Raw genomic sequence first — 13521 nt, forward strand, 5'->3', positions numbered from 1 at the left:
GCCTCACCCTAGCGTCGGCGGGGCCGGGTGCAAGGGTCAGTAGATCTCGCGCGAGGCTTGCGTCGCGGCGCGCAGTCCTTCGGCCAGACGCTCGGCAAAGCCATTGTCGCGCAGCGTGGTGAGGCCCTTGGCCGTCGTGCCCGCGTAGTCGATCATCTCCTGCACATGGGTCTGAGGCGTCGGGCCCTCGCCCATCATCTGCCCGGCCGAGAGGAATAGCTGGCGCACGGCGCGATCGGCGATCTCGGGCGGGACGCCCTGATCCTCGGCATGACGCGCCATCGCGGCGGCGCAGGCGGCGACGAAGCCCGGCACCGGGCCGGTCATCGCGGTGAAGAGGTCGATCTGGGCCTCGTCGTGCAGTACGTCCGTCTGCCCGCAGGCCTCAAACAGGGCGCGAGTGCGGGCGCGGTCGTCCTCGGTCACAGCATCGCTCGCGATCCATGGGCTATAGGCGAGGCCCATCGCAGCCGCCGGGCTCGACATGGCGCGGATCACGCGGGGGCTGGCGCTGATGCGGGTGAGCTCGGAGAGCGGCACGCCCGCCATGACGGAGATCACCAGCTTGTCTTTCGCGTCGATAGTGAGGTCTCTCGCTGCGGCGGGCGGCACGCAGAGGATCACCACGTCGCAAGCCTCTGCCAGCGCCTGCGGATCGGTCAGGACGTTCTCCGGCGGGAAGCCCTCAATGTCAGGCCGCGCGCCGGAGCGGTTGGCCATCAGAAGCGACTTGGGCTCCGCGCGCCAGAGCGCCTCGGCAATCGCTGCGCCGAGCATCCCTGAGCCGATGATGCCGATAGAGAAATCGAGTGCCATGCGCGCCTCCCTGCGTGTTCGGGAAAGCCTAACGCGGGGCAGGGGATGGGGGAAGGGAGGGAATGGTTCGCAGGGCGCGCGGCGGCCCGTCCCTGCGGGCTGGCGCCTTGGCCAACCGCGCGAAACGCAGCCATGTTCGAGGTATGTGGCTTGGATAAAGCGCTGCCGCACAGAGCGAGGACTGCGCCACCCCATGGGCCGGCGCGCGCCCTGCTTGCGATTGGCTGAGCTTACAGGTTCTCCGCCGCGGGCATGCCCATGACGTGATAGCCGCTATCGACCGAGATGATCTCGCCGGAGGTGCAGGCGCCATAGTCCGAGAGCAGATAGACGGCCGTGCCGCCAATCGCTTCCAGCGTCGCGTTATGGCGCAGGGGCGAATTGTGCTCGGTGTGGCGGAAGGTCTTGCGCGCGCCGCCGATGGCGGCACCGGCCAGCGTCTTCATCGGGCCGGGCGAGATCGCGTTCACGCGGATGCCGTCGGGGCCCAGATCGGCTGCCAGATAGCGCACCGCCGATTCCAGCGCCGCTTTCGCCACGCCCATCACGTTGTAATAGGGCGTCACGCGCTGCGAGCCCATATAGGTCAGCGTGATCATCGAGCCGCCTTCGTTCATCAGTTCCGAGGCGCGCTTGGCCACGTCGATGAAGCTGTAGCAGGAGATCGTCAGCGAGTTCTTGAAGTTCTCGCGGGTGGTGTTGATGAACCGGCCCGCAAGCTCGCTCTTGTCGGAATAGGCGATGGCGTGCACGACGAAGTCGATCGAGCCCCATTCCTCTTTCAGCTTGGCGAAGGCGGCGTCCATCGAGGCGTCGTCATTCACGTCCACATCCAGCAGGAATTTCGAGCCCACGCTTTCGGCCAGCGGTTCGACTCGCTTGCCGAAGGCTTCGCCCTGATAGGAGAACGCCAGTTCCGCGCCTTGCTCGGCCAGTGCCTTCGCGATCCCCCAAGCGATTGAGCGCTCGTTGGCGACCCCCATCACGAGGCCGCGCTTACCCTTCATCAGTTCCGCCATTCCCGTCCCTGCCGCCGTTTCTGTCGCCGTTTGTTCTTGCCGTTAGTCTCGATACTTGCTCATCACGAGCGACGCGTTGGTGCCGCCGAAGCCGAAGCTGTTCGAAAGGACCGAGTCGAACTCGACATTGTCGATCCGCTCCATCGCGATCTCTTCGGGTTTGATCTCCGGGTCGAGCTCGGTGATGTTGGCCGAGGCCGTGATGAAGTTGTTTTCCATCATCAGCAGCGAATAGATCGCCTCATGCACGCCGGTCGCGCCGAGCGAGTGCCCGGTGAGCGATTTGGTCGAGGAGATCTTCGGCACGTTTTCCTCGCCGAAGACGCGGCGCACGGCCTGCACTTCGGTCACGTCGCCTGCGGGCGTCGAGGTGCCATGCGCGTTGATGTAGGAAATCTTGCGGCCTTCCGGAAGGGTGCCGACCGCGAGCTTCATCGACCGCTCGCCGCCTTCGCCCGAGGGGGCCACCATGTCGTGGCCGTCCGAGGTCGCGCCGTAGCCGGTGACTTCCGCGTAGATCTTCGCGCCGCGCGCCTTGGCGTGCTCGAGTTCCTCCAGCACGACGACACCGCCGCCGCCTGCGATGACGAACCCGTCGCGGGTCGCGTCGAAGGCGCGCGAGGCCAGCTCGGGCGTGTCGTTATATTTCGACGACATCGCGCCCATCGCGTCGAACAGACAGCTCAGCGTCCAGTCCAGTTCCTCGCCGCCACCGGCGAAGACGATGTCCTGCTTGCCCATCTGGATCAGCTCGGTACCGTTGCCGATGCAATGCGCCGAGGTCGAGCAGGCCGAGGTGATCGAGTAGTTCACGCCCTTGATCTTGAACGGCGTGGCCAGACAGGCCGAGTTCGTCGAGCTCATGCAGCGGGTGACCATAAACGGCCCCATCCGCTTGGGCGAGCCCTTCTCCATGACGATGCGATGCGCCTCGAAGAAGTTCGAGGTGGACGGACCGCCCGAGCCCATGATCAGGCCGCTGCGCGGGTTCGAGATGTCGCTCTCTTCGAGACCGCTATCGGCCAGCGCCTGCTCCATCGCGATGAAGTTGTAGGCGGCACCCGGACCCATGAAGCGCAGGTTGCGCTTGTCGATATGGTCCTCGAGCGTGATCTTCGGCTGGCCTTTGACCTGGCTGCGGAAGCCGCGCTCGGCGTAATCCTCGGCGAATACGATGCCGGATTTGCCGGCCTTCAGGCTGGCGGTGACTTCTTCGGCATTGTTGCCGATGGGCGAGACGATGCCCAAACCGGTGATGACGACGCGGCGCATGCGGGCCTCCTGTCTTGTCTGTCTTTGGGGGTCAGCTCTCGGAGAGCGCGACCTTCATGTCCTTGACCTCGTAGATCACGTCACCGTCGGCCTCGACGATCCCGTCGGCGACACCCATGGTCAGGCGACGGGTCTGAATGGCCTTGGTGAAATCGACCTTGTAGGTCAGCATTTTGCGATCCGGGCGGACCATGCCGGTGAGCTTAACCTCGCCCACGCCAAGCGCATAGCCGCGACCCTGCCAGCCACGCCAGCCCAGGTTGAAGCCGGTCAGCTGCCACAACCCGTCGAGGCCGAGGCAGCCCGGCATGATCGGATTGCCGGGGAAATGGCATTCGAAGAACCACAGGTCCGGGGTGATGTCGAACTCGGCGACCACATGGCCCTTGCCGTGCTTGCCGCCATCGCCCGAGATGTCGGTGATGCGATCCATCATCAGCATCGGCGGCGCCGGAAGCTGTGCATTGCCGGGGCCAAACAGCTCCCCGCGTGCACATTTCAGAAGATCTTCTTTCCCGAAGCTCGTCGGAAACCCAGCCATCGGCGCTCCTTCCCGGTTTTGGCGTGCTTTTGCATCCCTCTATCACCGCGTGGCCGCGTGGCGCAAGGGCGACGGTGACAGGCCGCGCCCCTGCGCGGTTGCATTGAAACCTGAGTGGAAAAGTCTCATATAGGGAACAAGGAGACATGACATGGCTGTGACGAATTCGACCGAACAGCGCCGCGGGCAGGACTGGCTGAGCCGTGGCGGGCTGCGCCCCACCCGTCAGCGACTGGCGCTGGCCACATTGCTCGTGGGCGATGGGGAAAATCGTCATGTCACGGCCGAAAGCCTTTACGCGGCCGCCTGCGATGCGGGCGAAAAGGTCTCGCTCGCCACCGTGTACAACACGCTCAAGGCGTTTTGCGATGCCGGGCTGATGCATGAGATAACGGTGGACGGCGCGCGGAGCTATTTCGACACGCGCATGGACGATCATCCGCATTTCTTCTGGGAAGACGACAACCGTTTGTCGGATGCCCCGGCCGAGGAGTTGAAACTCGCCTCGATCCCGCAGGCTCCTGAGGGCGCCGAGATCACCCGCGTCGACGTTGTGATCCGCGTCCGCAAGGCCTGATTGCCCCTTCCTCTTGGTGAAAATATCCCGGGGTGAATGGCCGCAGGCCAGAGGGGCAGAGCCCCTTTTTTCCTTGTTTCGTCGCCCTCCGGCGCCAGAGAGGCAGAGCCCCGAAACCTCACGGCAGGATCGCGAGCCAGCCCCAGATCGTCAGAATCGACAGCGCCGTCGCGATCAGCACGGCCGAGGCCGCGACCCTGCGCGCCACCCCGTAGATATTCGCGAAGAGATAGGCGTTGACCCCCGGCGCCATCGCTGCCGTCAGTGTGGCCGAACGTAGCGCGGAGGTGTCCACCTTGAAGGCGAAATGCGCGAGCCCGTAAGTGATCGCCGGATGCAGCATCAGCGACAGGCCGGTGACCATCGCGATCGCTTTCGCATCGCCTTCGGGACGATAGCGATAGAGCACGCCACCCAGCCCGAACAGGGCCGCAGGCAGTGCTGCGCGCGCCATCATATCCATCCCCTCGCGGATCGGATGGGGCAGGGGCTGGCCGGTCAGCGTGGTGAGGATCTTGATAGCGAAGCCCGTCAGGATGCCGATCACCAGCGGGGTCCGCAGCACGCCGATCAGTGCGTTGAGCCCGACACGCCCGAGCGAGGTGCCGGTGCCCGACGAGCGCACCATCTCCATCGCGAGGATGCCGATCGTATAAAGGAAGGGCGAGTGCACCGAGATGATCGCGAAATTGCCCGATAGCGCATCGGTACCATAGGCGCGCTCGGTGATCGGCACGCCCAGCAGCAGCGAGTTCGAAAACAGGCAGGCGAAACCGATGGCGACGCTCTCCGGGCCGTTGCGCCCCATCGCGCGCGCGCCGGTGATGCCGATGGCGAAAGAGATCAGTGCGCCCGCGTAGAACGCGGCCATCATCGCCCAGTTATAGCTCTGCGTCAGGTCGAGATTGGCGATCGAGCGTGCCAGCAGCACCGGCACTGCGAAGTTCTGCGCAAAGCGCATCAGCCCGTCGACCGCGCCTTCGGAGAACAGCCCGCGCCAGGCTACGACATAGCCGAAGCCGATGACGAGGAAGACCGGCAGGATGACGTCGATCAGAACGCTCATCAGAGGCCGAAATCCAGAACCATCCCGTCATGGGCAGGACGAATGTGATCCGGCGTTTCCTCGGCGACCGTGTCGTGGTCGAGGTCGATATGCATGTTGGTCAGCACCGCGCTCGCGGGCTGCGCACGCTCGATCCATTCCAGCGCGCGGGCCAGATGCGCGTGGGTGGGGTGCGGCGTGCGGCGCAGCGCGTCGAGTACCCAGCAATCGAGGCCTTCGAGATAGGCCCATGCCTCTTCGGGAATGTCCGAGACGTCCGGCAGATAGGCCAGCCCGCCGATCCGGAAGCCGAGTGCGTCGATATTGCCATGCTCGACCCGGAAGGGCTGAAACTCAATCGAGCCGCCCGCGCCGGTGATCTGGAAGGGCCGCTCGCGATGGATCGATTTCAGCTCGCAGATCGGTTTGTAATTGCTGTCCGAGGGCTGGACGAAAGCATAGGCGAAACGGTCCAGAAGCGCGGCCTCGGTATCGGCATCGGCCCAGACGGGCAGGCGGGTGCGCATGTTGAAGACGATCTGGCGCAGATCGTCGAGCCCGTGGACGTGATCGGCATGGCTGTGGGTGTAGACCACCGCATCCAGCTCGCCCACGCCCGCGGTCAGCAGCTGCTGGCGCATGTCGGGCGTGGTGTCGATCAGCACCCGCGTGGTGCCCGATTGCGAGACCCGCTCGACCAGCATCGAACAGCGCAGCCGATGGTTCTTCGGGTTCGCCGGGTCGCACTCGCCCCAATTGTTGCCAAGGCGCGGCACGCCCCCCGAGGAGCCGCAGCCGAGGATCGTGAAGCGCATCCGACTCATGCAGCGATGCTCCCCCGCTCGCCATGCTCGGCGGCTTTCCAGAACAGGCGGTCGAAATTGGCCTGCGTCGCGGCGGCGAATTCCTCGAGCGGCAGGCCGAAGACATCGGCGCCGACTTTCGCGGTGTGGGCCGTGTAGGCGGGCTCGTTGCGCTTGCCGCGATAGGGCGGCGGCGCGAGATAGGGGCTGTCGGTTTCCACGAGGATCCGCTCGAGCGGCGCGGCGGCGAAGATGTCGCGCACCTCCTGGCTTTTCGGGAAGGTCGCGATGCCCGACATCGACAGATAAAATCCCAGATCGACCGAGACCTGCGCGAGGCGGGGCCCTGACGAATAGCAATGCATGACGCAGGAATAGGGCTTGGCCTTCATCCCCTCGGTCAGGATCGCTTCCATGTCCTCATCGGCGTCGCGCGAATGGATGATCAGCGGCAGGCCGGTCTCTTGGGCAGCTTCGATATGCAGCCGCAGCGAGGTTTTCTGCGCCTCGGCGCTCTCGGCGGTGTAGTGATAGTCGAGCCCGGTCTCTCCGATGCCGACGAATTTCGGGTGTTTGGCCAGTGCCACCAGCTCGTCGACAGTGGCCATCGGCTCTTCCGCGACGCTCATCGGGTGGGTGCCCGCGGCGTAGAAGACGCCGCGATGCGCCTCGGCGATGGCGCGCACGGAGGGCTCGTTCTTCAGCTTGGTGCAGATCGTCACCATCCGCGTCACCCCGGCGGCATTGGCGCGGGCGATGATATCATCGCGCTCACCGTCGAAATCGGGGAAATCGAGATGGCAATGGCTGTCTGTGATCTCGGGCGGGAGGGTCAAAATCGGCTCCTTTCGCGCCGCATCAGGAGGCGGCGGCTGTGATCTCCAAGACGATATCCATCACGAGCGCGGCAGGGTCAAGGTTGACCGCCCGGCCGTGGGCGGCGCGTGCGCCCATGCTCTGATGGAGGGCAGCCCATTTCATCGCTGCCTGATCGTCAGGCGACAATCGTGCGAGAAGCTGCGCCTCGCCGGGCGCCGCTTCGGGATGCGCCGGGCCCATCACGCCCGCGCGCGCGGTGCGCGAGAGAAAGAGGTCGATCAGGTTGAGAACGAGGATGAAGCGGTTCTCGTTCGCCTTGCCGACACAACTTTCGGCCAGCGCCAGCGCGCCCAGACGGTCGAGCCGGGGCAGGGTGCCCATCAGATCGACGAGCTTGGCATAGGTCGTCATGCCGTCCTGATTGATCAGGCGGATCGCGGCACCGACGGAGCCACCCGACAGCGCGGCCAGCGCGTGGTGATCAAGATCCGGCGGCTCGCCTTCCTCTTCGGCGGCGGCGATGGCAGCTTCCATCTGATCGGGTGTGAGCGTGCCCAGCCGCAATTCGCGGCAGCGCGAACGGATCGTCGGCAAGAGCCGCGCGGGCTGATGCGCGATCAGCAGGAAGGTGACGCGCGGCGGCGGCTCTTCGAGCAGTTTCAGCACCGCGTTGGCGGCTTGGGTGTTCATCTCGTCGGCTGCGTCAATGATCACCACGCGCCGCCCGCCCTCGGCGGCAGACAGATGCAGGAAGGAGCGCAGCTTGCGCACCTCGTCGACGCGAATGTCCTGCGACAGCGCGGATTCGGTGGCGTTCGCGCCGCGCTTGAGCACGAAGATACCGGGCTCCGATCCGGCGTGGATACGGCTGAGCGCCGGGTGGTTCGGATCGGGATCGAGGCTGGTGGGCTGTTCCGGCTCGCCGAACAGGCCCGGCCCATTGTCCTCCGGCTGAGTCATCAAGAAGCGGGTGATCCGCCAAGCCAGAGTCGCCTTGCCCACGCCGCGCGGTCCGGTCAGCAGCCAGCCGTGATGCAGCCGCCCCATGTTGAAGGCGTCGAGGAAGTCCTCCTCGGCCCGCGCCTGACCGACCAGACGCAGCGTGTCGCGCGGGTGTCGCGCACCGGGCGCAAGGGTTGGATCGGGAAGGTCGGCGAGGCTCATGGCGGCACTCTAGTTGCGCGCGCGGGCGGTTTCCAGCGGGGTTTTTGCGGAAGGCTGTCGGCGCGGGGCGACCAGCCCCGGGCCGCGCCCGACCCTCCCACCGGGAGGGCGCATTGGCGATGACATCGCGGGCACGCGGGTTTTCCTGGGCTTTCGAGATAAAACGCCAAGCCACCAACGTTGCGAAGCGCCCACCCGAGGGTCTGGCGCTGCCCTTAGCTCTGCAGTTCCGCCTGCACGGCACTCAGCACATCGGCGGCAATCGCGTCGGCCTCGCGCGCGCCGTCGATTACGCGGAAGCGGGGCGCAAATTCTTTCGCCAGCGACAGGAAGCCCGCGCGCATCTTTTCCTGCAGGCCGACGCCGAAATCCTCGAACCGCTCTTCGGTGCCTTGCCGCCCCTTGGCGCGCGACAGCCCCACAGCGGGGTCGATGTCGATCAGCACGGTCAGGTCCGGCTCGCGCCCGATCATCAGGGCGTGCAGCTGATCGACCACCGCGCGCAGATCGCCGCGCGAGAGGCCCTGATACATCCGCGTGGAATCCGCGAAACGGTCGCAGATCACCACCTTGCCTGCGGCGAGCGCTGGTTCGATCACGCGCTCCAGATGGTCGCGGCGGGCGGCGGTGAACAGAAGGATCTCGGTCTCCGCGGACCAGCGGTCGGGATCGCCCTCAAGCACCAGACGACGGATTTCCTCGGCCCCCGGAGAGCCACCGGGTTCGCGCGTCAGAACGACCTCGCGCCCCGCGTCCCGCAGGGTTTCGGCCAGCATCCGCGCCTGTGTGGATTTACCCGATCCGTCGATCCCCTCGAAGCTGATGAACATGCGCGCTTAGCTGTTCACCCGTTCCATCGCCGCCTCGAACGCCTTGCCCGACAGCCGTGCCAGCGCCGCTTTCACGCGCACGACAAAGCCGCCTTTCTTGACGTCCTCGGTGGCGACGAGCGGCACTTCGTTGGCATTGTCGAGACCCGGCACGGTGATCACCAGCTTGCCGACTTCCTGACCTTGCTTGATCGGAGCTTGCAGCGGGCCTTTGAACACGGCCTCGGCGGACACCTTGTCCTTCGAACCCGCAGGGACCAGCAGCGACAGATCGGTTTTCGGCGCAAGGCCGACCGTGGATTTGCCGCCCAGCCAGACCGGCGCCTCGGCGAGCTGGGTGCCCGCCTTCGCCACGTCCTTCATCACGAACTGACGGAAGGCCCAGTTCGCGACCGCTTCGCCTTCCGACCGGCGCGACTGCTCGGAGGGCATGCCTGCCAGCACGAAGACGATGCGGCGCTCGCCCATCACGGCGGAGCCCACGAGGCCGTAGCCCGCTTCCTGCGTGTGGCCGGTTTTCATGCCATCGGCCTTCCAGTCGGCGGCGCGAATGTCCAGGAGCGGATTGCGGTTCTCGGCATTGGCCGGGGCGCGGTCCTTGTAGTTGAAGTGGGTCTCGCTGAAGAAGTGATAATATTGCGGGAAATGGGTGATGATCCGGCTCGCGACGATGCCGAGATCATGGACCGACATGCGCTGGCCGGGGTCGGGCCAGCCGTTCGAGTTGGCGAACATCGAGTTCTTCATGCCCAGCTCATGCGCGCGCTCGGTCATCAGGTCGGCGAAGGAGGACTCCGAGCCCGCCAGCCCCTCGGCCACCACGACGCAGGCATCGTTACCCGAGTTGATGATGATGCCCTGGATCAGATCCCGCACGGTGGGGCGATCGGTCGTGTTGAGGAACATCGTCGAGCCGCCCATCGACTGCGCATGTTCTGAAACCGGGAAAGTCGTGTCCATCGTGACCCGGCCGTCTTCCAGCGCTTCGAACAGCAGATCGAGCGTCATCAGCTTCGACATCGACGCCGGGGGCAGCGGGATATCCGCGTTCTTCGCCATCAGGACGGTCTTGGTCGACAGGTCATAGACCCAAGCCGCATGGGCCTTGGTGTCGAAAGCGGCGGCGGGCAGGGCGAACAGGCAGGCTGCAAGCGTGGCGGCGATCAGGCGAATGAAGGTCATATCTTCTGCGTAGTCCTATTTCGAGACGGGGTAGGCATCGGGATAGCCCAGCCCGTGAATTTTGGTCTTGAGCGCGTCGAGGTCGGATTTCGTGGGCGCAGGGCCCGCGATCACGCGCCAGAAGGTCTTGGAGTGGCTCTGTTCCTTCTTGATCTCGGCGATGACGCCCGCCTTGGCCATCTGGCTCTGGGCGCGTTTCGCATTCGCCTCGACGGAGAAGATGCCGATCTGGATATAGCCAGCGCCAGTGCTCATTTTCGGCGTGCTCGGCTGCGGAGTTGCCGCAGCTACCGGGGCTGCGGGGGCGGGCGCCGGGGCAGGGGCCGCACCGATTGCGGGCTTGGCGGGTTTCGCTGCGGGCTTCGGCGTGCCTTGGGCCTTCGCGATCCCAGCCGCTGCGGTCGATGTCACCTCGTCGAGCGACTTCTGTTCCACCTCTTCAGGGGCCGCGATCACCGGCTTGTCGACGAGCGGCGCGGGCTTGTCTTCCTTGACCGGAACCGTCTCGCGGCGCAGCGCCACGACGGAGAGCTCGGTCGGCGCGCCCGCCAGCAGCCCCAGCGCATCGGCCGCATCCGAGCTGACCTGCAGTTTCGGCCCGGGATTGTCGGTCTCGCGCTTGAACAGCGCCCCGATCACGAATTTGCCGTTCGACGGGTTGCGGATGATCACCCGCTCGGGGTCTTTCACGTTCGGATGCGCGACCCAGACGCCGCCCAGCGAGGGACGCCCGTCCCAGAGGCCCTTTTCGTCGACCGAGAAGACCTGCGGCGCTTCGACGTCGCGCTCGATCATCTTCTGGCCGTTTTCGGTGACGGTCTCGGCGTCGCCGGGGCTTACGGTCTCGTCCGCAGGCTTCTTCTTGAACATCCCGAACGGGGAGCCGCCGCTTTCCTGACAGCCTGCCAGCGCGATCCCCGCGCCCAGCATCAGGGCAAAGCCCGTCACCCGCTTGCGCGTCATCTTCTTCTGCTCAGTCATCCTGTGCCCCTTTTCGCGCGGTTTGCCCGCCTCTTGCCTGCGCGTCAGCACCGCTTGCGCCATGCGTTACGCGCGATCCTAGCGATTTGCAGAGCCCGTGAAAAGCTGCCCCAACGCCCACGCGCGGAAAACGGCGCGCAAGACTTTCAGAATCGCGTGAAGCGGTCTAAGCGAAGCCGGTCGGAGGAGTGGCAGAGTGGTTTAATGCACCGGTCTTGAAAACCGACGTAGGTGAAAGCCTACCGTGGGTTCGAATCCCACCTCCTCCGCCAGCGCATCGCTTCCATGCCCAAGAACGATCCCGTCGTATGCCGGGAAAGCCTCCGCCAGCAGGGGGTGAGGGCTCATTCTCAGAACATCACACCTCGAAGGAGGGCGAGACCTGCCTGAGCATCCGGGTTGCGCTCAATTTGCGGGCAGTCTGCTTTGGGAACAGCTTCAATAACGTGCATGTGTGGGCATGAGAGGGGGGCGGCCACTGCGAAGTAACATGTCTATTGACACCTTCGTGATCGATTCCCTAGCTTGAGGTAAGCGCCGAGCAAATGTGCTCGTCATGGCGCGTTGAACCCTCAGATATGTCGGCAATTCCGCCTCCAAAGCAGTTTCTGCTTCTGGGGGTTTTTGTCGTTGGAAGATCGAAAATGACACGTCTCGACCTACAGATCGGCCTGCTTTTCTCGACCACCGGCGCATACGGTAGAGTCGCGCATACGCAGCTCAACGGCGCGCAGCTTGCCTGCGACGAGATCAATGCGGATCCGAGCGCGGCGGTCACGTTCCATCCCATCCATATCGACCCCGAGAGTGATCTGCACAAATACGCGCCGGCGGTGCAGAGCATGTTCGACCAAGGCATCCGCCATATCTGCGGGTGCTACACCTCGTCGAGCCGCAAGGAAGTGATCCCGCTCTTCGAGAAGCATGACGCGCTGCTGTGGTATCCGACCCATTACGAAGGCTTCGAGAGCTCGACCAACGTCATCTACACCGGTGCGGCCCCGAACCATCACATGTCGCCGCTCATCGATTTCCTCTGCGCCCGCTTCGGTCGCCGCGCCTATTGCATCGGCTCGAACTATATCTGGGGCTGGGAAAGCAACCGGGTGATGCGCGAAGAGCTGCAGCGGCGTCGCGGCGAAGTGGTGGCGGAGCGGTATCTGCCGGTCGGCGAGACCGATATGGCCGCCATCATCGAGGAGATCCTCGAGACCAAGCCCGATTTCGTGTTCAACGCGCTGATCGGCGAGTCCTCTTACGCGTTCTTCCGGGCGTTCCGGGAGACCTGCGAGGCGCGCGGGATCGAGCAGACCACGCGCTTCCCCATCGCGAGCTGTAACCTGTCGGAGCCCGAACTTCGCGCGATCGGCCCGGTCGGGGCCGATGGGCAGATCAGCTCCAGCGTCTATTTCTCGTCCCTCGCGGGCGAGCGCAACAAGCGCTTCGTCGAGGCCTATGGCAAAGCCTTCCCCGAGGGACCTGTCGTTTCCGCCGAAGCCGAAGCCGCTTATGTCGCCATTCATATGCTCGCGAAATCCATCGCCGATGCGGGCACCGCGTCGGTGGGGGCGGTTCTCGAAGCGGCTGCGGGTCAGGTGTTCGACGCGCCGCAAGGCCGGGTCACGATCGACCCTGAAACCTACCATGCCTCGCTCACGCCCCGCATCGGGCTGTCGCGCGCGGATTTCGAGTTCGACATCCTGCTCGAAGCGCCCGAACCCATTGCGGCCGACCCTTACCTTGTGTCCTCGACGACGACCTTCGAGCCGGCGGAGCGGCGCAGGAACGTGAGGGTGGTTCAATGAAGACACCCCGGATCGCGCAAAACTTCCGCGGCCGCAGGGCCGTCATCTTTACCACCGAGGGCCGCTCGCTGGGCATTCTCGAAACGACATTGCGTCGGTTGGGGCTGGAGCCGGATACCCGTCCCGTCTCGCCGCGCCAGGTTTTCGAACTGCCCGAAGACATGAGCCCGGAGTCCGACCTCGTCATCATCGACGGCGACCTGAACCTTCCGCAGGCCTGGCCCGAGAGTTACAATCTGTCGCCCCAGCATGCGCCGTGTCCGACGGTCGGGCTGGTCGGAACGGAAGCGCCGAGCCGTCTCAAGGCGATGCTCCAGCTCGGGGCCGCGTCCTTCCTGCAAAAACCGATCCATAGCGGCGCCGTCTATTCCGCTCTCTATCTGGGCGTGAACGCGTTCGAGCAAATCGACGGCCTCAAGGCGAGCCTCGACGATATGGGCGAACGCCGCCGCAAACGGATTTACGTCATCAAGGCTGTCGCTGCGCTCATGCGCCAGCGCGGGCTTAACGAAGATGCCGCATATGACCTTCTGAGAAAGGAGAGCATGCGCGCGCGCGTCAGCGTCGAGGACTACTGCGAGTCCCTGATGCTGGCAAACCCGGACAGCGATCTCGATCGCGGTGAAACGAAAAAGAGGTGTCAGGCGCACTAGCCCAGCAAGGCACC

General features: G+C 64.9%; 14 protein-coding genes and 1 tRNA gene. 4 read left to right on the forward strand and 11 right to left on the reverse strand.

Features of this window, described 5'->3' with window-relative positions; translation table 11 throughout:
* Positions 1-36 precede the first annotated feature (36 nt).
* The 4 genes from ACZ7GB_RS08640 to fabA form a co-directional block, all read right to left on the reverse strand.
* Positions 37-816, reverse strand: coding sequence for a pyrroline-5-carboxylate reductase family protein (locus ACZ7GB_RS08640; protein ID WP_472158313.1), 780 nt, complete (start codon positions 814-816; stop codon positions 37-39).
* Between the two features lie 230 nt (positions 817-1046).
* On the reverse strand, positions 1047-1835 hold the full coding sequence (locus tag ACZ7GB_RS08645) for an enoyl-ACP reductase FabI (protein ID WP_075776916.1): 789 nt from the start codon (positions 1833-1835) through the stop codon (positions 1047-1049).
* A gap of 42 nt (positions 1836-1877) precedes the next feature.
* A complete protein-coding gene (fabB, locus tag ACZ7GB_RS08650) occupies positions 1878-3107 on the reverse strand; it encodes a beta-ketoacyl-ACP synthase I (protein ID WP_078520237.1) in 1230 nt (409 codons plus the stop codon).
* Between the two features lie 31 nt (positions 3108-3138).
* Positions 3139-3648 carry a bifunctional 3-hydroxydecanoyl-ACP dehydratase/trans-2-decenoyl-ACP isomerase gene (gene fabA / locus ACZ7GB_RS08655; RefSeq protein ID WP_078520236.1) on the reverse strand — a complete coding sequence of 170 codons (510 nt, stop codon included), beginning with the start codon at positions 3646-3648 and terminating at the stop codon, positions 3139-3141.
* 151 nt (positions 3649-3799) lie between these two features.
* Between fabA and irrA the strand changes: the two genes are divergently transcribed.
* Entirely contained in the window at positions 3800-4225 is a 426-nt protein-coding gene (irrA, locus tag ACZ7GB_RS08660) for an iron response transcriptional regulator IrrA (RefSeq protein ID WP_078520235.1), read from the forward strand.
* A 118-nt stretch (positions 4226-4343) separates the two neighbouring features.
* On the opposite strand, the gene ACZ7GB_RS08665 is transcribed toward irrA, so the two are convergent.
* From ACZ7GB_RS08665 to ACZ7GB_RS08695, 7 genes are all read right to left on the reverse strand, one after another.
* The gene (locus ACZ7GB_RS08665) at positions 4344-5291 is read right to left on the reverse strand and encodes an AEC family transporter (RefSeq protein WP_472158314.1); all 948 of its coding nucleotides are present in this window, start codon (positions 5289-5291) and stop codon (positions 4344-4346) included.
* A complete protein-coding gene (locus ACZ7GB_RS08670) occupies positions 5291-6094 on the reverse strand; it encodes an MBL fold metallo-hydrolase (protein WP_078547980.1) in 804 nt (267 codons plus the stop codon). Before ACZ7GB_RS08670 ends, ACZ7GB_RS08665 begins: the two co-directional genes overlap by 1 nt.
* Entirely contained in the window at positions 6091-6909 is an 819-nt protein-coding gene (locus tag ACZ7GB_RS08675) for a TatD family hydrolase (RefSeq protein ID WP_472158315.1), read from the reverse strand. Before ACZ7GB_RS08675 ends, ACZ7GB_RS08670 begins: the two co-directional genes overlap by 4 nt.
* A gap of 22 nt (positions 6910-6931) precedes the next feature.
* Positions 6932-8056, reverse strand: a complete 1125-nt coding sequence (locus ACZ7GB_RS08680) for a DNA polymerase III subunit delta' (protein WP_472158316.1) — start codon at positions 8054-8056, stop codon at positions 6932-6934.
* A 215-nt stretch (positions 8057-8271) separates the two neighbouring features.
* On the reverse strand, positions 8272-8886 hold the full coding sequence (tmk, locus tag ACZ7GB_RS08685; RefSeq protein WP_078601662.1) for a dTMP kinase: 615 nt from the start codon (positions 8884-8886) through the stop codon (positions 8272-8274).
* A 6-nt stretch (positions 8887-8892) separates the two neighbouring features.
* The gene (locus tag ACZ7GB_RS08690; protein ID WP_472158318.1) at positions 8893-10068 is read right to left on the reverse strand and encodes a D-alanyl-D-alanine carboxypeptidase family protein; all 1176 of its coding nucleotides are present in this window, start codon (positions 10066-10068) and stop codon (positions 8893-8895) included.
* Positions 10069-10083: 15 nt separating this feature from the next.
* Positions 10084-11049: an SPOR domain-containing protein gene (locus tag ACZ7GB_RS08695; RefSeq protein WP_472158319.1), complete on the reverse strand. Its 966-nt coding sequence runs from the start codon at positions 11047-11049 to the stop codon at positions 10084-10086.
* Positions 11050-11231: 182 nt separating this feature from the next.
* Between ACZ7GB_RS08695 and ACZ7GB_RS08700 the strand changes: the two genes are divergently transcribed.
* The 3 genes from ACZ7GB_RS08700 to ACZ7GB_RS08710 all read left to right on the forward strand — a co-directional run bounded on the left by ACZ7GB_RS08700 (position 11232) and on the right by ACZ7GB_RS08710 (position 13507).
* Positions 11232-11321 (forward strand) — tRNA-Ser (locus tag ACZ7GB_RS08700).
* A gap of 372 nt (positions 11322-11693) precedes the next feature.
* Positions 11694-12854, forward strand: a complete 1161-nt coding sequence (locus tag ACZ7GB_RS08705; RefSeq protein WP_078601663.1) for a transporter substrate-binding domain-containing protein — start codon at positions 11694-11696, stop codon at positions 12852-12854.
* The gene (locus ACZ7GB_RS08710) at positions 12851-13507 is read left to right on the forward strand and encodes an ANTAR domain-containing response regulator (RefSeq protein WP_472158320.1); all 657 of its coding nucleotides are present in this window, start codon (positions 12851-12853) and stop codon (positions 13505-13507) included. The genes ACZ7GB_RS08705 and ACZ7GB_RS08710 overlap by 4 nt, the downstream gene beginning before the upstream one ends.
* Positions 13508-13521: the final 14 nt, after the last annotated feature.

Source organism: Thioclava sp. PTB-PU3-1 (genome assembly GCF_055666785.1).